The sequence below is a fragment of the Acinetobacter guillouiae genome (assembly GCF_002370525.2).
Taxonomy (GTDB): Bacteria; Pseudomonadota; Gammaproteobacteria; order Pseudomonadales; family Moraxellaceae; genus Acinetobacter; species Acinetobacter guillouiae.
Map to the genome: position 1 here is coordinate 416,935 of NZ_AP014630.1, position 25,726 is coordinate 442,660.

A 25,726-nucleotide genomic window follows, 5' to 3' on the forward strand; every position below is an offset into this window, starting at 1 on the left:
AACTCATAAGACGAAGATATAAGTTATCAAGTTTAGAACCTACGATTCGCTCGTTTAAACGTCCCAAAGTCATTAAAACGGACCCCATTTTCTTGCATCACTGGATAGCAGTCTTGAGCAATGGCTTGACGAATATAAAATGGATCACGTACAACAAAATGGTGAATGGCATGTGTGCCAGCAAAGTTAAAACAAAAGGCCTGTAAAGGTTTCATCCGCCAATCTGTCCAGACCTGACACTGCTGAACGATATTGCCATCTTCAACATCGCCATAATAATGCATATTGGAACTGGTAAAATGTAGACTTAAGGTGCGTAAGAAATTTGGTGCTGCAATGCTTACGGCATAAAACTTTGTGGTTTTGTCTGCAAGTCTCCATAAGCTATTTTTAGGTTGCGCTATGCCTGTGGCTTTCATTGCTAATTTGGCAGCATTGATCAATAAGAAACCATGCCATAAGGCATAATGAATATGTCCAAAGGGTGCATAACTCGCAGAAAGTTTTGCTTTTAATTTGAGTTTATCGGCTTGGGATAAATGCTTTTGCGCATGAATAAAACGCTTGGTGGTTTTCATCATGGTGATGGGGCGTAAATAGATCGCCAGCATATTGTCACCAGTCATCAGCAAGCGTTTTAAGCCCCATTGATCACCATTGTTAATACCGCGTTCTTCTAAATCTGTTTTAGTACCCGATGATTTGTGATGATGTAAATGTACCTCGCGACGTATCCACGGGTTCACTGTACTTGGGCGAAATGCATAAACAGCTGCCAACATGGCATCATTGATTTTTTTGTTTTTACGGTAATACATTTGGTGAATAAGATCATGCTCTAGTTCATGTAAGAGCGACATCCAAAATGCAGAAAGCGGAATTGCCACATACCAAGGCATTTTCCCACGAGTGTATTGTGTTATATTGAAAATAATCCCTGTTACAGCTGTTACAAGGATGGCTAGGCCAATTTGGTCTTGGTGCTGAACCAGCCAAGGATGACGTTCACGTAATTGATTTCCCGCTTCCAAAATTGTTTTACGAATTCGGTGGCTACGTTGTTCATCTTCTGGATCAGCAAAAAGTTTAGTTTTGCTTTGTATGGACATTTGTACATCGGAAAGGGGTAAATTCATCTTCGGTTTCCTCTATATTTTTGTAGTACGACAAGGAAGTTTTTTAAAACCAACATTTGTTGGTTTTTATGAGAGATTATCTGATGATTAAAATAACGTCAACGTCAGTTTTAAAAAAAATGACGAAAAAGGTGAGCCAACCAAAACAAGAACGTTCCCAAAAAAGAATGGATAAGATGCTGGCAACCACGCAAGAGTTACTGTTATCCATTGGAATTGAAAAGATTTCGATTCCTGAAATTGCCAATGCATCTGGCGTTCCGCGGACCAGTATTTATCAATTCTTTCCGACGAAATACGATATTTTTCGTCATATTGCACTGACGCATTTAAACGATTTAGTCAAACAACTCGGACAGGCCGCTGTTCGAGTGTTGACGGAAAATCCAAATGCAGCCATAGAAGTATACGGACAGCTACTCTCTGAAAGTATGATTCGTACCACAGCCAAATATTTTAATGAATCTGAAACGGCAAGCTTGTTGATTTTAAGTGGACCTTTTACCCGGCAAGCTTATTTGGAATACCAAATAGAATTAAAAAAGGTCAGTCATGGTGTCCGAAAAGCACTGGAAATGATTAACGTCGATAAATATGTACCACAGGAGCCTGATACATTGACGATTTTAATGGAATTGGTTTTTACTTGTATGAAGCATGGTTATTACAACGAAAGCTATATTTCTGAAGCCATTATTCAAGAGGCCTACCGTATGACCAATGCATACTTATTGGCTTTAAAAAATAATTCTTTTGGTTTTCCAGAAGCATCTGCTTCGTAAGTATAAAACTGGCTCTCTATCATTAAGGAAAAGCAATGAAAGCTGTATTTTTAGATTATGAATCTTTAGATAAACAGGATTTGGATTTTAGTCAGTTAAGAGCAGCTTTTGATGACTTAATACTTTATCCATCGACCACAGCAGAACAAGTTCTAGCGCGGATTCAAGATGTAGATGTGGTGATCAGCAATAAAGTGATTGTGAATGCTGAGGCGATGGAACAATGTAAAAATTTAAAATTGATTTTGATTTCGGCCACGGGGACCAACAATATTGATTTAGATTATGCGCGATCAAAAGGTATTGTGGTGTGTAATTGTCAGGGCTATGGCACATCTGCAGTTGCACAACATACGCTGACGTTAATGTTGGCATTAGCGACATCCTTACTTAAATATGAGCATGCAGTTAAACAAGGCGAATGGAACAAATCGCCAATTTTCTGCTTACTGGATTTTCCAATTGTCGAATTATCTGGGAAAACTCTTGGCATCATTGGTTATGGGGAGCTTGGTCAAGCGGTTGCCAAGTTGGCAGAAGCTTTTGGAATGAAAATTTTGGTGGCATCATTACCCAATCGACCACCACATAAGGATCGCACACCTTTTGCCGAATTGCTTGCTCAAGTCGATTTTCTTTCTCTACATTGTCCTCTAACAGCGGAAACACGTGATTTAATTGATGCCCAAGCATTTGATAAAATGAAAAAATCTGCATTTTTAATCAATTGTGCTCGTGGTGGTATCGTCAATGAACCGGCTTTGGCCGAAGCATTAAGACAAGGCAAAATTGCAGGTGCGGCAACAGATGTACTTTCTGTCGAACCGCCGACACAAGGAAATGTTTTACTAGCAGACGATATTCCAAACCTGATTATCACACCACATAGTGCGTGGGGCAGTGTTGATGCACGTCAACGTATTGTGAATCAAATGCTTGAAAATGTTGATGAATTTAAGCAGGGGAAAGTGATTCGTCAGGTGAATGGCTAAAGAGCCGAGTGAAAAAGCACAATTAAAAAGGCATATTTAAAAAAACACCGTTAAATAGCTATATGCGTTTACTGCTATCACCTTGAGCATAGGTAGCGCAAGGTGTGGAGATCGACGGATTAAGTCTGTTTAGCTGCTTATCTTGGTACACCAACCTCATCATCTGTTGAGCTTTGCGTATTGGTTGAGTTGGTGTCTTTTGAGCCTGTGGTATTGGCGTTGACATCATGCTCTTGGTTCTCGATTGGTAATGACTGTTTTTTAATTTCAGGTTCTTCTTGCGCATTGTTGGGTAATTGATTTTGAACTGCGGGTTGAACAGGTTGTGTGGTGATCGGCGTATTTTGAACGTTTGCTGTAGTTGCAGCAGTTACAGTATTCGCCGTATTGGGTGTGGTCGAAGATTGGCTTAAGCTGCCTTGTTCAATCGGAACATTTAAACTGGTTTTACCCATTACTCGATCTTTGGTTTGCTCAACCTTTTTTACCGCAGTATCGATGCCTTGGCGGGTACTATCACGAGCCTCAGTGGCTTTTTCAGTGGTATATTTTTTGGTATTTTCAATGGTTTCATCCAAAGATGGTTTAATTTTTTGAATCCCTTTTTCGGTCGCATCACCTACTTTTTCAGCGGTATTCTGTACAGCTTCACCGGTCTTATGTGCCAATACTTTAAAAATATTTGGATTATCACCATATGGCTGGGTTTGCTTTTGAGTATTGGTTTGCGCATAGAGTGATGGTGTTGCAAGTAATGCAGTGATCACACATAGACTTTTGATCGTCTTCATGATGTTTTGATCCCTTTATGATGATTGTAGCGATTCGCTCAGTGCTGATTGGGATTATCATACTGTTTTATTTAGATAAAAAGTAAAATGGAAAGAAAAATCCTACAGCAAGAAAACATATGTATACATTGCATAGCATATTACTGGTAGATCTATAAGAAAAGCTCACCTAAGTGAGCTTTTTTAAATGGGCATTAAATTTAAATTATTTTGTAGCAACTTTAGCGTCTGTAGATACGGCGACTTTAGCGCTACCTACTGGTGTTTTCACATGGGTTTGTGAATTTACTTTTGCACCTGTATTTGCTGGTTTAGGTTTAACTAAATCTTTGGTTTTCTGCCAAGTTTTACTTGTTGCTGATTTGGTTTTGTCTTTCACTTTAACAGCAGCTTCTTTGGTGTTATGACCCGCTTCAGAACTTAGTTTTTTGGTATTTTCCCACGCACCTTTCGTCGCAACTTTACCTTTGTCTATGCCTGTTTCCACACCCGTACCGACTTTATCAGCAGCATGTTTAGTGCCGTCCCATGCATCTTTAGATACATCACGGGTCTTATCGACACCTTTTTCCACACCAGTCCCGACTTTATCAGCAACATTTTTAGTGCCATCCCATGCATCTTTAGATACATCACGGGTTTTATCGACACCTTTTTCAATACCTGTACCTACTTTAGCAGCAGTATTCTTGGTGCCATCCCAAGCGTCTTTAGACACATCACGGGTTTTATCAACACCTTTTTCAATTCCATTACCCACTTTATCTGCTGTGTTATGGATACCTTGACCAATGTTGCTTAGAATGCCTCCATTGGTTCCGACTTCAGCAGAAGCATTTGCACTTACATCTGTATTGGCAAAAAGAGGAGAGCTGGCAAGAAGTGCTGTGGCGATCACTGTTGTTTTAAGCATTTTCATAATTAGTTTTATCCTGTACCTGAATGAGTTCAAGTTTGAGTGTTGCCTATAATAATGTGAAATAAGTATAAAAATAGTCTTTGAGATAAAACAGCAACAGCTTATCTACAGAGTTTTAACAATAGTGTAAGAATTGTGAATGAATGTTACGACCAAACGTGTTTGGGAGCCTTGGGAACTTTTATTTTTTAAATTCTGAAGCTTATAAGAATATGAGAACGATGATAAAAGCATTTTCTGTAAAAATTTCTAGCTTGTTATTAAAACAAAAACGACATAAGCTTTGGGTTGAATTGTCTAATTAATCACCATAATGAACAATATAATAATCTTGATATTTCTCACTTTTATATTGAGTTTAAAACCCAGTTTTGCTTGTGGGTGTGGCGATGAACTGTCATCCAGCCATCAAATAATGGGTTGGCTTGTGATGGGCGTGGTCTTTTTAATTTATTTGATTCCAAGCTTTTATTTTGCAAAATATTTTAAGAAATATCAGCTATCCATTGGACATCTGATTTTGCCTCATGTGCTGATGATTGCGTTGCTATATGCAATGATGAATTCATTTAAATTGGGTTTAAATCCAATTTATTATTGGTTTGCTGATTACCTTCCAAATAGTTTGATATTTGCTGTGATTGGATTCATTGGCGTCCTTGTTTGGATTTATCCCGTGATTTATGTGGCTAAAAGAGCGAAATGATTTTCCATTTAGCCCTTTTAGCTTCAACGAAGTATCAAAGCGAAGTGCTGAGATTAATTACATTTTTCCAGATTTGATGCTTTAAAGTTGTTTTTAAGTGAGTTGAAGTTTTTAAGCTTTTCAGCATCTTTTGGGTCAAAAACAGTTTGTTTGTTTTCGACTTCAGCGTCTACATTTGAGAATGCTGAGATGAGCTGATCACCTTTAAAAATCCAATGTTCTGTGGCTTTGCCCGTTTCAAAGTTGCCAGTAAATTCGATGACACAGTTGTCTGTTTGTTTGATGAGTTTGGCAAGGTTATGTTTTGTGCTTGGTTCAGCAGAGATATTTTTATGTTGTTCTAAAACAGTTGGAGCGTTTGGATTGGTGGGTGTAGTTGAGCAGGCTGTGAGGACGATTGCGATTAAAGGTACAGATAATAATATTTTAGAATTCATATGCTTTTGATCTTAAACTTAACTTGATCAATTGAGTCTATACAATGTATTGGGAATATTTAGTTTTAGATTGTTAATTTTTATTGTTATGTTTTCATTTATTTATGCGTTTTGGAAAGCGGAGACTAAAAATAAACCCGCTCGAAAGCGGGTTATAATTTATGTTTTTATTTAGTGCTGTAACAGTAAAATATCTGCAACACTTGTAAACAAGTCACATAACTGTGCAAGTAAACGTAAACGGTTTGCTTTTAATTCTGGATCATCTGCCATGACCATCACATTCTTAAAGAATACATTCGTTGGCTCATGTAAAAGACGAAACAGCGAAAGATTTTTACCCATGCTCTTGATGATAATGGCGTGTTTGAAGTGTGAGTAATTGTGATTTTAAATGATTTAAATCTTCATCTAAACCAAATCTTTGCGCTAAAGGATCAACCAAGTGGCTTGAGTCAAGATGAGTGGTCTGTAAAGACAAATCATTTGAAAAAGACTTTAACTGTTGTCTACGGGATACGCTAGAACATGAATAGCGTCTAAATTTTTCAAGTAAGAAAACTAAACGGCGTGTTTCAAGCGTACTTAGATTATTTGTTATAGAAGGTAAAAGCTCTGAATAGAGTAAAGCTTCAGCAACTGGTTTCACTTCACTAAATGTTGCTGATGATAGTGGTTGTTTTAACAACGTATTCAAAGCGTGTTCAAACTCTACCTGATTCATCATATGAGTTAGCCTCTTAACTCCGAAAGGATTGACACGATATATTGAATATTCGAGTGTAATTGTTCAGGAGTCGCATAGTACATTTCAGCATTATTCGCTGATTTTTTAAACGCTTCAAGAGAAAACTTACCATTAAGGTATAATTCTTTGATGTCTTCGATATCTCTATCAGATAAACGAGCAAGTTTTGAAATGGCTAAATCTAAACCGGATACTAAATAAACTTCAACAATACGATTGGCAACTAATGGAATCGCTCTTTCAGGATAGTCAGGGTCGACAGATGCAAGGCTGGTGTTAAAACTACGATCAAACTCTAAATTAGTTTCAAGATTATTATCATCTAAATATTCAACGTCATTATTTTCTAAAAACACAACTATATCGTGTTTCTTTAATTGCTGGATTGCTTGAATTTCAGCATCTATATCATTGCTACCACGAGCATTGGTATGAATATGAAATGCACAACCACCAAAAATAAAAGCCTTTACAGCGCCATGAGGTAGATTCTTATGATTTTTGGATATGTAATTCTCAAGCTCTTGAAAGAGCTTGAGAATAGCGATAGTAATTGGAGAATTACTATAGATCGTCATACTTAGTGCTGTAACACCGAAATATCAGCAACACTTGTAAACAAGTCACGTAACTGTGCAAGTAAACGTAAACGGTTTGCTTTGAGTTCTGCATCATCTGCCATGACCATCACATTCTCAAAGAATGCATCAATCGGTGCACGAAGCGCAGCCAACTTAGAAAGCGCAGTGGTGTAGTCTTTCGCGCCCAAAAGTGGTTGAACCGCAGGTTTGATATTTTGAATCTCGGTATAAAGCGCCTTTTCAGCATCTTCAACTAATTTAGCTTCAACAATCTCACCTGTAGGTGCAGCTTCTTTTGCCAAGATATTGGCAACACGCTTATTGGCAGCAGCCAAAGCAGCAGCTTCTGGCAAGTTACGGAAATGATTTACCGCTGTCACACGCTTATCAAAATCAAGTGGAGATTTTGGAGAAAGTGCTTGAACAGCCTGAATCACATCAACCGCAACACCTTGGTCTTCGTACTTAGCACGGTAACGACCTTCAAGGAATGCGACAGCATCGGCTAAAGTCTTCGCATGATCTTTCAATACATCGCCATAAGCAGCCAAAGCAAGCTTGATCAGTTCTTCAATTGAAACATCAAGATTATTTTCAGTCACCAAACGTAAGATACCAATCGCAGAACGACGTAATGCAAATGGATCTTTCGAACCTGTCGGTGCTTGACCAATCCCGAAAATACCTGTGAGGGTATCTAAACGATCAGCAAGGGCAATGGTTGTACCTGTTTTTGTTTTTGGTAGAACATCTCCAGCGAACTTAGGTAAATATTGTTCACCTAAAGCTTCAGCAACTTCGTCGTTTTCGCCTTCAATACGTGCGTAATAAGTTCCCGCGATCCCTTGAAGTTCAGGGAATTCTCCAACTAACTCTGAAGTTAAGTCACATTTTGCAAGCAGTGCAGCTTTTTCAGCATCTACAGAATTTGCACCTGTGATTGCAGATAACGCCACAGCCAATTTTGCAATACGTTCAGACTTGTTCCAAAGTGTGCCCAATTGTGCTTGGAAGACCATATTGGCTAATTTTTCTTTACGAGAAGCAAGGGGTTGCTTTTGATCTTGTAAGAAGAAAAACTCTGCATCAGATAAACGAGGACGTACAACTTTTTCATTACCCTCAATGATTTGAGTTGGATCTTTAGACTCAATATTGGAAACAGTAATGAAATAAGGCTGTAATTTATGTGCTGCATTGACCAAACAGAAATACTTCTGGTTGTCTTGCATCGTGGTAATCAAAGCTTCTTGAGGTACAGCAAGGAAACGTTCTTCAAAGCTTGCACGTAGCGCAACAGGCCATTCAACCAATGCAGTCACTTCATCACGTAGGTCAGCAGGAACGATGGCAATCGCATTGACTTCATCAGCCAAAGCTTTAACTTGTTGGTCAATGATTGCTTGACGCTCTTCAAAAGAAGCTACGACATGTGCTGCTTTTAATTTCGGTAAATAATCATCTGAATTTGTGAGTGAAATCGCTTCAGGCGCATGGAAACGATGACCATAGGTCAGATTACCCGCTTTATGATCCTGAATCGTTGCATCAATCACATCATTGTCTTTTAACAAGACAACCCATTTCACCGGACGAACAAATTCAGTACGGCTTGCCGCAGAGCGCATACGTTTTGCGATGGGTAGGTTATCCAGCGCTGTTTGTAAAATTTGTGGAAGTAAAGCGTCAAGACTTTGACCTTTCACATCTTTTAAATAACAAACTTTTTCAACTTTACCTGCTTGGAAAGTTGATACTTGATCCGCAGTAATGCCTTGACCACGCATAAAGCCTTCCAAGGCTTTGGTTGGTTTGCCTTCTGCATCATAAGCAGCTTGTAGGGCAGGACCATCAAAACGCTTTTGAGTGTCTGCTTGTGCACCATCAACATTAACAATTTTTAATGCCAAACGACGTGGTGCTGCATAAGCTTCAATTGAATCAAATGCCAAACCTGCGTCTTTTAAACCTTTAACCGTTTCAGCTTGTAACGCATCACGTAAGGTCTTTAAGCTTTTAGGCGGTAATTCTTCACAGCCAAGTTCGAATAAAACTGTATGTTTAGACATTATTTATTCTCCTCAGCTTTTGCTTCTGCTTCAACTTGTGCCTTTAACTGTGCAAGCACTTCGTCACGTAAATGCGGTTCAGCCATTGGGAAACCGAGTTTGGCACGAGCAGCCACATAGCTTTGTGCAATAGAGCGTGCCAAAGTACGCACACGTAAAATATAACGTTGACGCTCAGTGACAGAAATAGCACCACGTGCATCGAGTAAGTTAAAGCTGTGTGATGCTTTGATGACTTGCTCATATGCTGGAAGTGGAAGTTCCGCTTCCATTAAACGGGTTGCTTCAGCTTCATAAAAATCGAAGAGTTCAAACATTTTTTCAACGTTGGCATATTCAAAGTTATAAGTTGATTGCTCTACTTCATTTTGATGGAACACATCACCATAGGTGACGGTACCAAATTGGCCTTTGGTCCAAACCAAATCATAAACTGAATCGACACCTTGCAAGTACATTGCCAGACGTTCAAGACCGTAAGTGATTTCACCTGTGACCGGGTAGCATTCAACCCCACCAACTTGTTGGAAGTAAGTAAACTGAGTCACTTCCATACCGTTTAACCACACTTCCCAACCTAAGCCCCAAGCGCCCAATGTTGGAGATTCCCAGTTGTCTTCTACAAAACGAATGTCATGTGTAAGCGTGTCAATACCAATCGCTTCTAAAGAGTCTAGATACAGTTGTTGGATATTGTCAGGGTTCGGTTTAAGCACCACTTGGAATTGATAGTAGTGTTGTAAACGGTTTGGGTTTTCGCCGTAACGACCGTCTTTAGGGCGACGTGAGGGTTGAACGTATGCTGCGTTCCATGTTTCTGGCCCAAGCGCACGTAAGAATGTTGCAGTGTGGAATGTCCCTGCGCCCATTTCCATATCGTAAGGCTGTAACACCACACAACCTTGTTCAGCCCAGTAGTTTTGTAAGGCAAGAATTAAGCCTTGGAATGTATCAATATGCGATATGGCGCGACTCATGCAGCATCCACTATAAGTATTAGAAAAAATTGGTTCTAAGTATAAGGATTTTGGGGAGGTGTGGCAAAGGTTAGTCTATAAATATTGATTCTTATCACAGATCAACTTATGTACATTTTTTCAGATTTTCTTTTGAGATCAAGCTTTTCATTTCTTTGGCCTCTTTTCTTATTTTCATTTCCTCAATGTGCTCTTCAATTTTTGCATCTGGAGCATCGCTATTGATTACGGATTCCGAGCTTGAATTTTCAGATATTAAAATGAGATCGTCCCTAAAAAAAGCCCAATCTTTTTCTATTGTTGGTGTATTTTTAGAAGTGGTTTTTGCTTTTAAGATACAGATTTTATCTTTTTTAATCAGGGTAAGTTCAAGTGTGCTTGATGGTTCACTCGGCATTGCGATTTGCTTTGCTTCTAAAATTACAGGTTCATTTGATGTACTACATGCAGCAAGGAAAAAAGAACAAGTTAAAATGATGAAATAGGTTATTTTATTCATTGGTAAAATTAAATAAGTTAAATTATATATTTGATATTAACATAAAAAATTTATATTCATGAACTTTATAAAGGTAAAGGGCGCTTCAAAAACTGAATGTCGGAAGTTCATCATGACGATGTCACAATGCTTTATTCAATGTTAAGTAAATGAATTATTTAGAAATCATAGGGGCGAATTTAGAGGATGATAAAATGCACAAGATCATTATTGGGCTGTAGCAAAATTAGTAAAGACCAATCAAAACTCAATTTTCAAAATGTAATTTTTTTCGATGTTAAAGTTTCTGGTCAAAATATTGAATAAACAGTTTTTAAATAAAATTAACCAATTGAATTATTTGATATATAATCTTAAAAGTACTTTATTAGAAATTTATAAATTTAATTTTTATATTAAAATGAGCAATCTCAGTATGAAAAAATTCAATTATTTTGCGTACATAGCGACTTTAGGTTTTGTGTCTGCAACATCAAGTTATGCCGAAAATATAGAAGAGGCACCTTGTTTCGCTCCACAAACAGCGCCTATTTTTAAAGAGTTTTATCAAATAAATAAAGGATTTGATCAAAAAGCATTGTGGGAGCTGTATGTTCAATCACCGACAGAAGGCTATCCAAATGCAAAAATGATTAATCAAACTTTAGAGACTTTATTTGGTCAATTGGGGCTCTCTGAAGAACAGAAAAAGCAGATGAAACCAGCCCAAAAAGAAGTATCTGAAGTAGATCCTGAAGAATTAGAAGCCTATAACCTAATGGTTAAAGCACAAAAATTATATTACGGCGATAAAGTTACTATTGATCAACAGCAGGCTTTTGAATTGCTGCTTGATGCAGTTGGAAAGAGAAATTCAGAAGCCTATATTTTCTACCCTGTACTTAATCAGCATTGTGCTGATCCGGATAGAAAAGAAACAGCAGTTCGTATATTTCATACTATCGAAAAACACATGGGGGACAATGATGATTATCCAACGCCAATATGGGCATATTTAAGTTATGCCTATGCGTATGGTGTAGGTACAGAGATGGACGAAGCAAAGGCTTTAAAATATTGGAAAAAAGCTTGGCGCATCTATTCGTTACAATTTGATGCAGGTGGTTTTGTCGGTTTTATGATGGGGCAAATGGCAGAACAAAAGCCTTATTTAAAAGCACATTTGGGTGAAGCCATGAATTATTACAAAATTGCGACCCGAGCAGATGAAAATAACATTCCAGCACAACAGGCAATTGTAAGATTATTAAAAACGGATAAAAAATTTGAAGATCTGACCTATGAAATAGAGTTATTTGAAGAAACTGAAAACGCAAAGCATGATCAAGACCCAAAATCTGCTTATTTTACTTTGTCAGAATTATATGCTCAGGAGCAGTGGAAAATTTACAATCCTCAACTTTCAATGGAGTGGTTGGCAAAAGCAGCTGAAGCAGGGCATGAACGCGCACAGTTGAACCTACCACTCTATTATGAGCAAGGGAATTTGACCAAGGCAGATCCAAAAAGAGCGATGGAGTTGTATCAAAAATATTATGAACAGGACAATATGTTAGTGGGTATCTACTTTTTAGATCGTTTGGAAAATGGAACCAAAGGGATTGCTAAAAATCCTGAAAAAGCAAAGTTAGTTCGTGAAGCTTTAACTAAAAAATATCATGCTTTAGGACAAACAGGTGAAATTCCAAAACCTGAAGAATTGCGATTAATGCAGCGAATGTATTAAAAATTAACTATAGCTCAGATTAGCTTTGAGTCATGATTGGTTAATCTAGCTATATCTAAAACTTAATCTTCAATCCATAATCCTTTTTCATTGCCAATAAAGCTTCTGCATTGCCTTTGGCATCGTCAACAGGGTTATGGGTATGTGCTGTTTTACGTAAATGCTTAAAACTTTGAAAGCTATCTTTGACCAGTCCTTTATACAAACTGCCTAAATTTTGTGAACTAAATCCAAACGGATTACTGCCAGTAAAATGATGAAAATACCAACAGACAAACATCCAGTCAAAACCATTATTATCACTAATAAAGATAGGGCGATCTTTACTGACTTTACTCACCCACTTGGCAAAGTCTTTCATAACATGCTCAGGATTGTTAAAGCTTAGGGTATCTTCACGACTAAAGCCTGAAACTGCGAGCGCTTGAGGAATATAATTTTCGGAAATTGGTTTAAGTAAACCGTAGAATTGTTGATGTAAATGATCTTCGACCAACACTGCACCTAGCGCAATCATTGAGTAATTACCGGGAATTGGGCCATCTGCTTCGATGTCCACCATAATATAAGCCATATATTTTCCTTATTTTAAGATATTGTTTTTATGCTGGAAGTCATTATAAATGATGATTTTAATCGCTGACAAACTTTATCGACATTTTGCTTTTTTAATATTTATCGCTTATAAATTATTGAATAAATTTAAAACATTTTTAAATCATTCATTATGCAAAAAGCACAGAAAAACAAACTTTGGCTAAGCCTTTTCCTTATTCTATTGGCGGTCATTTCTATTCCAGCAATTCATCTTTTTAAAACAAAAATCAATGAGCAACAAGGAATTGAGCATATTCCTACAGGCTATCGGGATGATGCAAGTCATCTTAATTTGACAAAAGTGCATAAAATTGTCGATGTTGAAAGTACACCCGAAGCGATTCAACAACAACTTAAAACTTTGCTTAAATATGCAAGTGAACATCATCTAAAAGTTTCGATTGCGGGGGCTAAACACAGTATGGGCGGGCACACTATTTACCCTGATGGTATTGCGCTGAATATGTTGCCCTATAACCACATGAGCTTTGATGAGAAGAGCAATATTCTCACGATTGGTTCGGGTGCAACATGGGAAGCGGCCCTTCGATATCTAGACCGTTACGGTAAATCGATTGCAGTGATGCAAGCGTTTAGTAATTTCTCGATTGGCGGTTCGATCAGTGTCAATGGGCATGGTTGGCAAAAGAATTCCCCCCCGATTTCATCTAGCGTTGAGTCATTTACCTTGATGAATGCACAGGGAGAGATTGTAAACTGTAGTCGTACAGAACATCCTGAACTGTTTAAATTGGTGATTGGTGGCTATGGATTATTTGGCATTATTCTCGATGTAAAATTAAAAGTTGTAGATAATGTCGCTTTAACATTTCAATCAATTTCAGTATTACCTGAAGACTATGTAAACGCGTACCAAAAGATTGTCAGTAATAATCCAGATGTACAATTTGCTTATGGTCGGTTACGTATTTCTGATAAGCATTTTTTACAGCAGGCAACCTTAAACTATTTTGAAAAAATCGATAAAAAACCCTTAGCCTTTTCACAACAACAAAGTAAAAATGCTGAAACCAAGCGGATTGTGTTCCGTGGTTCTGTTGATAGTGAATACGGCAAACGACTACGTTGGGATCTAGAAAGTAGCCTGAATTCAGTATCGCCTTATGCGACGTTTAGTCGCAATGAAATTCTCAGTGAGGATGCCGCCTTGATTGAAAATAAAGATAGCCATTCAACCGATCTATTGCATGAATATTTTATTCCAAAGCAGCACTTGGCTCAGTTTATTCAAGATCTCAAGCCTGTTTTAAAAACGAAAAAAGTCGATTTACTCAATATTACGATTCGTGAAGTTGAACATGATCATGATGCATTTATGAATTATGCCCGAGAGGATGTTTTTGGCTTGGTGTTTCTGTTTAATCAAAAGAAGACCGCACAACAAGAGCAGGATATGCAACAACTGACTCAGCAATTGGTTGATATTACACTTAAAAACCAAGGCACATTTTATTTGCCTTATCGTTTACATGTGAGTCGCGACAAGATGCGTTTAGCCTATCCGCAAACGGACGCCTTTTTTAGTTTGAAGAAAAAATATGATCCAGAGCAGATTTTTAGTAATCAGTTTTATCTACATTATCGTGAGTCGTGAATGATGGTCTGGAGAATACTTTTAACAAAACCCAATAACAGCACCCTGCAAATACAGAAATTGCATAAAAAAACCAATCGCTCAATAGTTTCCATAGCGGTGTAGGCAATGACCCAGTAAAAACCAGATAGCCAATGATGCTGACAATTAACCACATCAATAGTGAACCGGCGAAAATACTGAAAAAATTAAGCCAATACTGATGTGCAAGCCAGAGTGAAATGACATAAGCAATTGGAATGACAAGAATGCAATAAATCAGATAAACGATTAGGCTGATACCAAATATTGTGAGTAAAGACTGTATATCATATTGATGATTCATAAAAAGAAAAAACGCGACCAATAGGATTAAGCTCAGACTGGGTGCTAAAAACAAAGCCTTTAAAATCGATTTATTGCTATATTGAGCCATGATCAAAACAACAAAGGAATAAATATGATAAGAGCATGCATAATCATGATGGTTTTATCTACAACTATTTGTTCAATATCTGCTTATGCAGAACAGAGTGCTGCTTCACCCGATGTATATAACCAATGTGTTGAACAAACCATCGAAAAACTGGCTTTAGGCAACATCAACAATGCTGTGGTTGAATCATGTAGTAACCAAAGCAGAGCATATTATGAAAAAGAAATTGTCAAAGTTCTCGATCAGATCAAAAAACAGAGTCAGATAAACCATCAGCCAGAACGTTATAACGACATCATGAAATCACAACGCTTATGGAAAGCTTATGTTGATCAGGAATGCCAAAATGCTGGAAGTTATATTGGTTCACCCATGTATACGTTTTGTCCAATGCAAGAATATGGAAAAAGACTTGATCAATTGACTGAATATGCCCAGTGAAAAATCAGTAGATGAGAAATATCAGCGAAAAATTTATCCATTTAAGATAGATAATAAATATATCTTATAACCACAACATCGTATAATTCACACTTTAAACCGTGTTAAAGCGCAGGACTGTCGTGTTTCATACGCAACTTGAATGGTTAAATACCTTAAAACCCAATTTTAAAGTTTTACCGCTAAAAGATCGTTTAGTCTGTGGTGTTGGTGCACTGCTTGGATTAGCAGTGTCATCATTGATCAGTTGGTATGTACTCGGTGGATTTAATGCATGGTATATCGCACCGATGGGCGCGTCCTCGGTATTGCTTTTTGCTGTACCCGCAAGCCCTTTAGCACAACCTTGGAATATGGTGGTGGGGAATACCATCGCAGGTTTAGTCGGCGTGACTTGTGCCATCTTTATTTCTAATCCAACCGAGGCATTTAGTGTTGCTGTTGCATTGTCGATATTCTTGATGATGAGTACAGATTCATTGCATCCGCCAAGTGGTGCGGTGGCGATTACTGCCGTATTGGGTGGCGCTTCTATTCACCAGTTGGGTTATCAATTTATCTTTTACCCAGTATTACTCAATTCAGTCTTGCTGCTGGTGATCGCGATCATTTTTAATCGTATGTTGGGAAAGCAATATCCACAAGCTGCACAGCTCAATACACGTTCTAAAGATCCAACGCCGACACAGAAAGTCACGATTCAACCGCAAGATATTCAAGATGTGTTAGAACAACAGACACAGCTTTTAGATATTAGTGAATATGATTTACAAAAAATCATTTTAGAAGCACAAGCAAAGGCCAATGCAAGGGCAGTACATCAATACCTTTGCCAAGATATTATGAGCAAGGATGTGCTGAGCTTGGATGAGCAAGATGATATTCACCAAGCTTTGGATAAGTTTAAACATGTGAATTTGATGAGTTTGCCTGTGCTCAATGCTGATCGGGAATTGGTTGGTACATTGGCATTGTATGAAATTGTAGAGTGGTTTAAACGCGCTGCCGATGCGCGTGCCCCTTGGGAACATTTGGTCAAACAAATTATGAATCGGCAAGTGGTGACTGTACAGCCGACACAACCGATCCAAGACTTAGTGCCTTATTTCGTTGAACGCTCTTTTAATTATATCCCTGTGGTTGATCATCAAAAAATGGTCGGGATTATTAGTCGCGCAGATATGATTGCAGCATTACAGCAACAACTCAATAATTCACAATGATACTGTTTAAAATGAACTGTTTAAAAATGATGCGGCATAAAAAAAAGCTACAGCAGTTTGGGGGAACTGTTGTAGCTGAAAAGGGTCATATCTTTAAATCGAAGTCAATTAATGGGTTTTCTCTTCATAAATAGTTCGTACAGGGCGTTCATAGCTTTGCGGTTCATTTAGCTGCAAGTTTTGTTTTGGCATAATTAACCAAAGCACCAAATACACCAGAATACCTGGAAAAGCTGCGCTCAAACATGAAACAATTACGAAAATAATTCGTAGTAATGTGACATTCCAACCAAAACGTTCAGCAATACCGCCCATTACACCGGCGATCATATTGTGTCGGCTTGAACGATATAAACCAGAATTGGCCATTTAAATCTCCTTAAAGTTATTCATCATCATTCATGATTAAAAAATTAAAAATGAATTCATATAAGTAAATAGTGGCGTTTCTGTTTGATTCTTCAAGTGAATCACCAATTAAAATTGTTAAGACTGTGTAACAACGCCAGTTAAATCATTCAAAATAATGTAAAAAGTGTCCAATCCGATCTAGGTGGCGGTGGTGATAAATATGTTTTTTATACTTTTGTAAAAAATACAGCGTTAAGATTTCGAGAAACGGCACAACGCAATAAGATATAGATATACACATTGATTTTTGATGTGTCTGGCACGGTGCAATTGGGTTATTTGGATTTATGTATTTAACTTTTCATAAAGTAATTTTTTTTAGAATTTTAGGCATCAGTATTTGTACAGTACTGAGTGCTTGCGATTCCTCAAAATCAAATGATAAACAACAAGGTGCATCTGACACACAAAATTCATCCAGCGAACTTGCTTTGCAACAAACGCCACCACGTGCCAATGCAAGTGAAGGGAAAAAACTGACCGATCTCGCGGGTCAAGCCACCTTGCCTGCAATGGTAGAAATGAAAGGGCAAGGCCAGCAAAGTGACGTGGTTTCCACAAAAGCTGAGGCATTTGTAGGACGTTATCATGTACAAATGAGTTGTGAAGATCCTTTTGCCAAGTGCGAAAAAGGCAATGCGGAGTTTATTATTAACTTACTCCCAGACGGTACTGCACATCGTACCTTTGTATATATGGGGAAAATGACCTATGAAAATAGTGATATAAAACCGAATCGTGGTTATCAAAAAAATACTTGGGCCTATGATGAGCTAAATCATGAAATTGTGATTAATCGAATTGAAGGTATTCAGTTCTATTACAACGTGGATGCACAAAATGACTTGGTGATGGATATTGATAAAATAGTCAATGGCACTGAAGAAAATCGACTTTATTTTAGTCAACACCATACCGCACCAACAAAAGCCTATGTGTTAAAGAAATTTGATAATTAAAAAATTAGTAGTTAAAAAATGGATAGCTAGAAAAATTGATAATTAAACAATCTGGTGGGACTTTAGGGTGTCACCCACCAGAATGATGCATTTAAAATTTAAAGTTTTGAAATGAATGATCATCTCAGAAAAGCATTTTTTAAATTGAACAAATCTTAGAAAATCAGATAGCAGTTAAACATTGTGTATCGTCTAAAAATGCAATGTTAAAACGCTTTGGTTAAACTAAAAATTGCACCGTTTGCGACTGTACGTTTTTCACTTTTAGAGAGCTGATCGGTATTCAAATTGGTACCGACTGCAGATAACTCCGCAGTTAAGCCTTCAAGTGTTTTAAATTGATAATTCACCCCAAGCTTCCAATCGATGTAATTGTCGGCATTAAGATCAATCAATGCACCTTTATCTTGGATGATGGAATAACCAATACTTGACGTCAGACCAAAACCTGTTTCAGCCAATGGTACTGAATAGCCTAAGGTGAAGTTCCATGCATTACCTGCAAATCCAATATAGTCATCACTATAATTAATATTGGTGAGGAGGCTATCTTTACCCAAAAATACGTTATCAAAGGTTAAACGTGCAGAAAACTCATGCCATGCCCAATCAGACCAACCTGGGTAGCTAAATCTGTTATAGCTTAAATCTAGTGTTGGCTTAACTTTTTCAGACCAATTTAATGCCGTGTTATAGCCAATATATGAGGTAAACTCAAAATGTGGTGATGTTGAACCACCAAAGTCCGTATTGGCAGCAAAGATTCCGCCGTATAAACCAGAATCATGTGACAGTACAAAGGTCCCTTGTACCGCAGGATCATTACGAGATTGGGATAGACCACGGAAACGGTAGTCCGTTGTCAGTGCAGCAGAACCGCTTAAGCTAAGACCTGATGAATGTCCTGTTTCTGTGGCCACAGCAGAATGAGTCGCCATTGTTGTCAGCATTACCGATAAAATTACTGGTTTAATCATATTGATTTCCTTTTCGTAAAAATTTGGATTATTCCAAAATCCTTTTTTATGTCGATCAACGACGCATTTTTGTTTTTGTTATCTTAAGTAGTGATGTTATAAAGAGATAATAGAATATTCAGAACACATGCCTCAAAAAATCTGAATCGCTTGGGTATAACGATGACTTTTATCCAATTGAGTTAAATTTTTTTAATGATTATTTATGTAATTATTTTTTAATAAAAAATTCTTTTGAACGATACATTACTTTTTTAACCCTAGATCAATGATCTGCTTTTCACTCATCGTTTTATTCAATTCAAGTGGTACTCAAGCTGCTGTATAGGTCGATATTGAATATCGAACAAATACAGGCCTGAGATAATTTTTTCTTTAATTTGTTCGTGATTATTCTGGCCTCAATATTTTTAACATATTAGATGGTCTTTATTTGAAATTTTAAGGTGATTTCGCAAATGATTTTGATCTCTTTGCGATGGAGTAACTATGCTATTCAGTCCTTTTTAGTCTTACTTTAAAAAAACTAAAGGCTTGATACTGAATATAAAAATTTAAGCTGATCCTAATCTTGGTTATAACTTTTTTATTTATGGAATGGATTCCTATGTCTATCACAACTATGGAAAGTAGTACGATTCAGGCAATTCCTGAAAATCAACGTCACGGTAACGCACGCGATCTATTTACGATCTGGTTTGGCTCAAACATTATGTTATTGACTATGTTTACCGGCTCATTGGCAGTTACAGTTTTTAATCTGAGTTTCTTTTCCGCCTTAATGGCATTGGTTTTAGGCAATCTTGTTGGTGCGATTTTTGTCGCACTGCATTCTGCGCAAGGCCCACAACTTGCAGTGCCGCAAATGATTCAGACACGCGGGCAATTTGGTTTCTATGGGGCTTTGCTTGTTGTTGGCGTCGTGGTGATTATGTACTTGGGTTTTTATGCATCCAATCTGGTGGTTGGTGGTGAAGCGCTACATACAATTTATCAGCCGATTTCCAAGGTACAAGGCATTACGATTATTGCGATTGGGAGTCTGATTGCAGTTATTTTTGGTTATAAACTCATTCATAAATACACCCAAATCCTTGCGGTACTTTCAGGTTTAATGCTGCTTGCTGCTTTTATTCGTGTATTTAGTTCGCAATACTTCCCCCAAGATTTCTTTCAGCTGGGAACGTTTTCAAGCATTGGCTTTATGGGAACCTTATCCATTGCCGCATTATGGCAGTTGGCTTATGCCCCGTATGTATCAGATTATTCCCGCTATTTGCCTAAAGCGACTGGGGCAAAAACTGCATTTTGGGCAAGCTATTGGGGCTGTTCACTCGGCTCACTGATTTCAATGATCTTGGGCTTAACCGTTGCTCGTGCCTATAGTGGTGACTTTATTCAAGGCTTAATTCACTTAACCGGCTCCGGTCTATTCAGTACCGCTTTGATTATCGTCTTTTCTCTCGGGATTGCTGCCACAAACTCAATGAATTTGTACTGTGGTACTTTATCGAGCATCACTATTCTACAAACGATTTTTCACCGTTGGTCACCGCGAGTGCTTGCCAGAACCATAGTGGCATTAAGCTTATTTAGTGTGGCGATGTTCTTATCTGTTTCAAGTTCGGAAAGCTTTGTCGAGAGTTATGTCAATTTTATTCTCTTGCTCATGTGTGTACTGATTCCATGGACAGCCATCAACCTCATCGATTATTACTTTATCCATCATACTGAATATGATGTGCCATCTTTCTTTAAACCGGATGGTGGGATTTATGGTTACTTCAATTGGCCTGCATTAATCTGTTATGTGATTGGGATTTTGATTCAGATTCCATTTTTATCTACACCGCTGTATGTTGGTCCGCTTGCTAAATTATTGGGTGAAGTGGATATCTCATGGGCGGTTGGTTTACTGGTGGTTAGCCCATTGTATTATGTTGTGGCAATGTTATATAAACGCACATTACCTGAAATAGACAATCAACAATTACAGCAACATAGCTATGATTATGTCATCGTTGGCGCGGGTTCAGCGGGGAGTGTGATTGCTAATCGACTAAGTGAAGACCCAAATACCCGTATCTGTTTGATTGAAGCAGGCGCTGCTGATAATTCGCCACGCATTCAGATTCCAGCAGGAACGATCACGTTATATAAGAGTAAAAAATACAGCTGGAATTTCTTTTCTACCCCACAGAAACGTTTGAATAATCGTCAAATTCATGCTCCACGTGGCAAAATGGTCGGCGGTTCAAGTTCAATGAACAGTATGATTTATATTCGCGGAAATGCCTCTGATTATGACAATTGGGAGGCGAAAGGTTGTGTTGGATGGGGCTGGAAAGAGGTTTTACCTTTCTTTAAACGCTCTGAAAAAAATGTCATTCAGCAAGACTTGGCTTTTCATGGTGTTGATGGCGAGTTGTTTGTTGATCATCCGAAAGATCCGAACCCACTATCTAAACTCTTTATCCAAGCTGCTGCTTTGCTCAATCTAAAAGAGAATCAAGATTTTAATGCTGCATCAAGCGAAGGTGTGGGGATATATGATGTGACTCAACGTGATGGTCAGCGTCTATCCAGCTTTAAAGCATTTGTTCAGCCGATATTGACACGCTCAAACCTTACAGTGGTGACTGAATGCGAGGTTGAGCGTATTCATCATAGTGAGGGTCAAGTGCACTCGATTCATGTGCAACGACAAGGACAAAATTTTGATATCAGAATCAATAAAGAGTTAATCCTCTCTGCTGGTGCTTTTATTTCGCCGTTATTGTTGATGAAATCTGGTATTGGTCCGAAATCCGAGCTGGAACAGGCAGGTATTGAATGCAAGCTTGATTTACCTGGGGTCGGTAAAAACTTGCAAGAGCATATTGATGGTTTGGTGACGGTTAGAACAAATAGTTCAAAAACACTGGGTTTTTCTGTTGGGGCTTTGGCATCTATACTGCCCGCGCCATTCCAATATGCGCTTAAAAGAAAAGGCTGGTTGACCACCAATTATGTAGAAGCAGGGGGCTTTGCAAAAACACCACTGGCAACAGATTTACCAGATGTGCAATTCCACTTTGTTCCTGGGTATCGGAGTCATCGTGGTCGCCTGTTTGAATGGGGACATGGCTATGCAATTCACACCTGTGTTTTAAGACCAAAGAGCATTGGTGAAATACGTGTGAATGCCCAAAAGCAGATCGAGATTGATTATAACTTCCTTGAAAAAGAACACGATATGCACGTGCTGATCGAAGGAATTAAACTGGCACAGCGTATTTTCAAACAAGATGTATTTAAGGCATTCAATGGTCAAGAAATCTTACCCGGACCTGATGTTAAAACTGATGCAGATTATCAAGCTTATGTTCGTGAATATGCTGCAACCGTATTTCATCCCGTGGGAACATGTAAGATGGGGATTGATGCAATGAGTGTGGTCGATCCAAAGCTTAAGGTCGTTGGTTTTAATAATCTGCGTATCGCTGATGCATCCATTATGCCTGATCTTGTTTCAGGCAATACCAATGCGCCATGTATTATGATTGGCGAACGTGCCGCAGATTTTATCCTTCAACAGCAATAATCCACTGGGTAAATTTCCGTAGATTGTTTTAATTGAATTATCATACGCATAATTAAACCGTGCTCAATCTTGGTTATTGGGCACGGTTTAATGTTGTTTGGGAGGGAAAATATTATGACTCGTCAAGCAGGGGAGTATTATCTTACTAGCGATGATTTGGTATTTACTCGTTCAATAAGAAGAATCAAAGTTTTTTAGCTATTCAGTTTGGTCGTGTCATCTGATTGCGATTGTTGGCTTGGTTGTTTGAGTTAAAACCGTTAACTAAGATCTCAGCCGATATTTGAGTATAGATGCTTTGTTGTTATTGAATGATAAAGCAATCCATTTGATTAGAACGTGCAGTTATCAGAAAAATAATTCAACTGAGCTTATTTTAAGGGAGATAAATGACTTAAAAATCTGGTGGGTTGTGTGGGGTTCGAACCCACGACCAATAGATTAAGAGTCTACTGCTCTACCAACTGAGCTAACAACCCTGAACTTGTTTAAAACATGATTAAACCAGAACAAAAGATGAAGCAAAATTTCGAGAATGGCGAAGCATCTAATAAAGATGTTTGGTCTTGGTCGGAACGTTTGCAGGTTTCGTTTCTATTGTAGTACTTTAACTGTACAGAAAGAAGCCTTAAGAAAGAATGGTGGGTCGTCCGCGATTCGAACGCGGGACCAACGGATTAAAAGTCCGCTGCTCTACCAGCTGAGCTAACGACCCTGAGCGAGATGTGTAAAGCGCGCTGCTTTACCCGATATCAGTGAAAATCGAGAATTTTCTATCGGTATCTATTTACAGGTTGAAACATGAAGATGGTGGGTCGTCCGCGATTCGAACGCGGGACCAACGGATTAAAAGTCCGCTGCTCTACCAGCTGAGCTAACGACCCTGAGCAAGGATGTGTAAAGCGATGCTTTACTCGATATTGGTGAAAATTGAGAATTTTCTATCGTTATCCATTTACAGGTCAAAACAATTAAGTGGTGGGTCGTCCGCGATTCGAACGCGGGACCAACGGATTAAAAGTCCGCTGCTCTACCAGCTGAGCTAACGACCCTGAACCTTCATCCAAGCTAGGCTTGAATGTGTAGTGCAAGAAAACTAAAAAGTTTTTAAACACCACTTTGTTTTGATGGAGCGTATTTTAGCAAGATATTGATAGAGCGCAAGTAAAAATTAAGAAAGTTTGCAACGTTCGGTTATAAATAACACAAAATGGACTAAAAAAGCCCTGAAATCAGGGCTTTTAGCTTTAGAAGCGGTATTTATAAGCTTCAATATTGGCAAAAACTTCCGCAGTGACATCACAATAGGCATTGGCACTTGGCAGTAAAACCAATAAACGATCAGAGGTTTTTTCAGGATTAAAGGCTTGTTCCTTTAATTTATTTTTCTGATATTTAAATGTACCCGTCGTTTCTACAATTTGTTGGATACGTAAAAATACCGGAACAGCATAGGCTGGCAAGTTCTTTTTAAACTCGGCTGCAAGTTGGCTTAGATCTTGTTCAGTCAGTTCTTCCCCATCATGTAAAGTAATGGCAGCCATACCTGCTCGGCCATTAGTATTTGGAATTTCAACGCCGTAAACCACAGCTTCTGTGATTTTAGGGTATTCACTACAAATATTTTCAACTTCGGTGGTTGAAACATTTTCACCTTTCCAGCGGAAAGTATCGCCAAGACGATCGACAAATTGAGCATGTCGGAAACCAATATCACGAACCAAGTCACCAGTAATAAAGTAAGAATCGCCCTTTTTAAAGACATCTTTCATGATCACTGACTTGTTCTTTTCCGGGTCTGTATAGCCATCAAAAGGGGAACGCTTGGTGATTTTACCAATCAGTAAGCCCACTTCACCTTTTTTGACCTTTTGACATGCACCATGACTGTCACGGATTGCTTCATTTTTTTCTTTATCGAACTGGACGATGGCATAAGGTGTAGGTGAGAAGCCGACAGTATTGTTAAAATTAAAAACATTACTGAAGCCTACATTTCCTTCACTAGAGGCATAAAGTTCTAAAATTTCTTCGATACCAAAGCGCTCTTTAAACTTGCCCCAAATATTTGGACGCATACCATTACCGATCATTTTGGTGACACGGTGCGTATGATCAAGTTCTGAAGCAGGTGCATCCATAAGGTAGCGGCAAAGTTCACCGACATAACCAATGGCTGACGCATTAAACTTTTTGACATCAGACCAGAATGCAGAGGTAGAGAATTTACGACGGATTGCCAAGGCTGAACCGCCTGCAATTGCACCACACCAGCACACCACCATACCTGTTGCATGGTAAAGCGGTAAAGTGCAGTACATCACATCATCTTCACCTAAGTTTAAGACATGACCATATGTTCCATATGCCAAGGTCCAACGACTGTTTGTAAAGACCACAGCTTTAGGTAAACCAGTTGTGCCAGAGGTATAGATATAAAACAAGCCATCTTTCCCTTTGACACTTTGTGTGGTCGAAGGATTGAATTTTGGAAATTGTTGAATTTTTTCAGCAAGATTGATAAAGCCTAGAGGTGCTGTACCCGGGTCTTGCGTTGTATTTTGATCTGCAAACCAATGGATGCGGTCTTGAGCAATGTTTAAGTCTTGACGAATCTCATCTACAGCAGCACGGCATTCTTCACCGACGATTACCGCAACAGGATTGACCAAATTGATACTATGCGTCAGGACTTTACCTGTCTGCGAGGTATTGACTAAAGCTGTTGTTACGCCAATTTTTGCCAGTGCAATCACGGTTGCAATCAGCTCAGGACGATTTTCGATCATCACGGTGATCGCATCGCCTTTTTTTATGCCAATAGAAAGATAAAAGTGTGCAATTTGATTGGCCCAGTTATTCAGTTCTTTATAACTATAGCGTTGATCTTCAAATAGTAACGCATCACCATAAGGATTGCGTTTTACAGCACGTTCAAAAGCAAGACCTAGCCCAGCAGGCGTATTGGGTGTTCTGATATAAGCTTGTTTAAGTCCAGTCAGGATATTGGGAAGCTTATTGATGAGCTGTGGTAAGCGCTCTGCGACATCAGTAAATCCGATGAGATCGGCCTGTGTTGTTTGACTCATATCAATCCTATTTATTTTTCGTAATCCAATACAATTTTTAGAGTGTCATTGAC

The 25,726-nt window shown here is 38.4% G+C and carries 22 protein-coding genes, 4 tRNA genes and 1 pseudogene; 9 read left to right on the top strand and 18 right to left on the bottom strand.

From position 1 onward, the window contains the following. Positions 1 to 32 precede the first annotated feature (32 nt). On the bottom strand, positions 33 to 1,136 hold the full coding sequence (locus tag AS4_RS01970) for a fatty acid desaturase (protein WP_096732826.1): 1,104 nt from the start codon (positions 1,134 to 1,136) through the stop codon (positions 33 to 35). A gap of 83 nt (positions 1,137 to 1,219) precedes the next feature. Between AS4_RS01970 and AS4_RS01975 the strand changes: the two genes are divergently transcribed. Together AS4_RS01975 and AS4_RS01980 are read left to right on the top strand one after the other, a co-directional pair. After that, entirely contained in the window at positions 1,220 to 1,918 is a 699-nt protein-coding gene (locus AS4_RS01975) for a TetR/AcrR family transcriptional regulator (RefSeq protein WP_034615433.1), read from the top strand. Between the two features lie 35 nt (positions 1,919 to 1,953). Beyond that, positions 1,954 to 2,910, top strand: coding sequence for a 2-hydroxyacid dehydrogenase (locus AS4_RS01980; protein WP_096732827.1), 957 nt, complete (start codon positions 1,954 to 1,956; stop codon positions 2,908 to 2,910). A gap of 137 nt (positions 2,911 to 3,047) precedes the next feature. Here the strand turns inward: AS4_RS01980 and AS4_RS01985 are convergent, their stop codons facing one another. Continuing rightward, positions 3,048 to 3,701 (bottom strand): hypothetical protein, encoded by a 654-nt coding sequence (locus AS4_RS01985; RefSeq protein ID WP_096732829.1) that lies wholly within the window; start codon positions 3,699 to 3,701, stop codon positions 3,048 to 3,050. Positions 3,702 to 3,906: 205 nt separating this feature from the next. Beyond that, a complete protein-coding gene (locus AS4_RS01990; protein ID WP_004818715.1) occupies positions 3,907 to 4,620 on the bottom strand; it encodes a hypothetical protein in 714 nt (237 codons plus the stop codon). A 430-nt stretch (positions 4,621 to 5,050) separates the two neighbouring features. Between AS4_RS01990 and AS4_RS01995 the strand changes: the two genes are divergently transcribed. Then, positions 5,051 to 5,326 carry a hypothetical protein gene (locus tag AS4_RS01995; protein WP_227548113.1) on the top strand — a complete coding sequence of 92 codons (276 nt, stop codon included), beginning with the start codon at positions 5,051 to 5,053 and terminating at the stop codon, positions 5,324 to 5,326. A 53-nt stretch (positions 5,327 to 5,379) separates the two neighbouring features. On the opposite strand, the gene AS4_RS02000 is transcribed toward AS4_RS01995, so the two are convergent. The 7 genes and pseudogenes from AS4_RS02000 to AS4_RS02025 form a co-directional block, all read right to left on the bottom strand. Beyond that, positions 5,380 to 5,763, bottom strand: a complete 384-nt coding sequence (locus tag AS4_RS02000; protein WP_034615401.1) for a hypothetical protein — start codon at positions 5,761 to 5,763, stop codon at positions 5,380 to 5,382. Between the two features lie 171 nt (positions 5,764 to 5,934). Continuing rightward, a pseudogene (locus tag AS4_RS21685) lies at positions 5,935 to 6,057 on the bottom strand (hypothetical protein); the annotation flags it as partial. Positions 6,058 to 6,100: 43 nt separating this feature from the next. Further along, positions 6,101 to 6,490, bottom strand: a complete 390-nt coding sequence (locus AS4_RS02005; protein WP_004718187.1) for a hypothetical protein — start codon at positions 6,488 to 6,490, stop codon at positions 6,101 to 6,103. A gap of 5 nt (positions 6,491 to 6,495) precedes the next feature. Beyond that, positions 6,496 to 7,089, bottom strand: a complete 594-nt coding sequence (locus tag AS4_RS02010; RefSeq protein WP_096732833.1) for a DUF6036 family nucleotidyltransferase — start codon at positions 7,087 to 7,089, stop codon at positions 6,496 to 6,498. A 2-nt stretch (positions 7,090 to 7,091) separates the two neighbouring features. Then, complete coding sequence (gene glyS, locus AS4_RS02015; protein WP_096732834.1) at positions 7,092 to 9,161, bottom strand: glycine--tRNA ligase subunit beta; 2,070 nt, start codon at positions 9,159 to 9,161, stop codon at positions 7,092 to 7,094. Then, on the bottom strand, positions 9,161 to 10,138 hold the full coding sequence (gene glyQ / locus AS4_RS02020; RefSeq protein WP_004718182.1) for a glycine--tRNA ligase subunit alpha: 978 nt from the start codon (positions 10,136 to 10,138) through the stop codon (positions 9,161 to 9,163). The genes glyS and glyQ overlap by 1 nt, the downstream gene beginning before the upstream one ends. Positions 10,139 to 10,244: 106 nt before the next feature. Then, positions 10,245 to 10,637: a hypothetical protein gene (locus tag AS4_RS02025; RefSeq protein WP_096732836.1), complete on the bottom strand. Its 393-nt coding sequence runs from the start codon at positions 10,635 to 10,637 to the stop codon at positions 10,245 to 10,247. A 415-nt stretch (positions 10,638 to 11,052) separates the two neighbouring features. On the opposite strand from AS4_RS02025, the gene AS4_RS02030 reads away from it, so the two are divergent. Further along, on the top strand, positions 11,053 to 12,363 hold the full coding sequence (locus AS4_RS02030; RefSeq protein WP_126606902.1) for a tetratricopeptide repeat protein: 1,311 nt from the start codon (positions 11,053 to 11,055) through the stop codon (positions 12,361 to 12,363). Positions 12,364 to 12,418: 55 nt separating this feature from the next. Here AS4_RS02030 and AS4_RS02035 read toward each other — a convergent pair whose 3' ends face one another. Further along, positions 12,419 to 12,937, bottom strand: coding sequence for a 3'-5' exonuclease family protein (locus AS4_RS02035; RefSeq protein WP_096732839.1), 519 nt, complete (start codon positions 12,935 to 12,937; stop codon positions 12,419 to 12,421). 153 nt (positions 12,938 to 13,090) lie between these two features. Here AS4_RS02035 and AS4_RS02040 point away from each other — a divergent pair, with 153 nt between their 5' ends. From AS4_RS02040 to AS4_RS02055, 3 genes are all read left to right on the top strand, one after another. Next, positions 13,091 to 14,575, top strand: coding sequence for an FAD-binding oxidoreductase (locus AS4_RS02040; protein WP_096732841.1), 1,485 nt, complete (start codon positions 13,091 to 13,093; stop codon positions 14,573 to 14,575). 439 nt (positions 14,576 to 15,014) lie between these two features. Further along, positions 15,015 to 15,431, top strand: a complete 417-nt coding sequence (locus AS4_RS02050; RefSeq protein ID WP_096732845.1) for a lysozyme inhibitor LprI family protein — start codon at positions 15,015 to 15,017, stop codon at positions 15,429 to 15,431. 122 nt (positions 15,432 to 15,553) lie between these two features. Beyond that, the gene (locus AS4_RS02055; protein WP_004818732.1) at positions 15,554 to 16,654 is read left to right on the top strand and encodes an HPP family protein; all 1,101 of its coding nucleotides are present in this window, start codon (positions 15,554 to 15,556) and stop codon (positions 16,652 to 16,654) included. 108 nt (positions 16,655 to 16,762) lie between these two features. Here AS4_RS02055 and AS4_RS02060 read toward each other — a convergent pair whose 3' ends face one another. Next, a complete protein-coding gene (locus tag AS4_RS02060; RefSeq protein ID WP_004818733.1) occupies positions 16,763 to 17,023 on the bottom strand; it encodes a PspC domain-containing protein in 261 nt (86 codons plus the stop codon). Positions 17,024 to 17,352: 329 nt separating this feature from the next. Here AS4_RS02060 and AS4_RS02065 point away from each other — a divergent pair, with 329 nt between their 5' ends. Then, positions 17,353 to 18,024, top strand: a complete 672-nt coding sequence (locus AS4_RS02065; protein WP_096732847.1) for a hypothetical protein — start codon at positions 17,353 to 17,355, stop codon at positions 18,022 to 18,024. A 206-nt stretch (positions 18,025 to 18,230) separates the two neighbouring features. On the opposite strand, the gene AS4_RS02070 is transcribed toward AS4_RS02065, so the two are convergent. After that, on the bottom strand, positions 18,231 to 19,001 hold the full coding sequence (locus AS4_RS02070) for a TorF family putative porin (RefSeq protein WP_096732849.1): 771 nt from the start codon (positions 18,999 to 19,001) through the stop codon (positions 18,231 to 18,233). Positions 19,002 to 19,608: 607 nt separating this feature from the next. On the opposite strand from AS4_RS02070, the gene AS4_RS22100 reads away from it, so the two are divergent. Next, positions 19,609 to 22,584, top strand: coding sequence for a cytosine permease (locus AS4_RS22100; RefSeq protein ID WP_096732851.1), 2,976 nt, complete (start codon positions 19,609 to 19,611; stop codon positions 22,582 to 22,584). 403 nt (positions 22,585 to 22,987) lie between these two features. Here AS4_RS22100 and AS4_RS02080 read toward each other — a convergent pair. The 5 genes from AS4_RS02080 to AS4_RS02100 form a co-directional block, all read right to left on the bottom strand. Continuing rightward, a tRNA-Lys gene (locus AS4_RS02080) sits at positions 22,988 to 23,063 on the bottom strand. Positions 23,064 to 23,223: 160 nt separating this feature from the next. Then, a tRNA-Lys gene (locus AS4_RS02085) sits at positions 23,224 to 23,299 on the bottom strand. A 93-nt stretch (positions 23,300 to 23,392) separates the two neighbouring features. Then, a tRNA-Lys gene (locus tag AS4_RS02090) sits at positions 23,393 to 23,468 on the bottom strand. A gap of 92 nt (positions 23,469 to 23,560) precedes the next feature. Continuing rightward, positions 23,561 to 23,636: transfer RNA gene (locus tag AS4_RS02095), tRNA-Lys, on the bottom strand. Positions 23,637 to 23,831: 195 nt separating this feature from the next. Beyond that, a complete protein-coding gene (locus AS4_RS02100) occupies positions 23,832 to 25,673 on the bottom strand; it encodes a long-chain-acyl-CoA synthetase (RefSeq protein WP_004818739.1) in 1,842 nt (613 codons plus the stop codon). Positions 25,674 to 25,726: the final 53 nt, after the last annotated feature.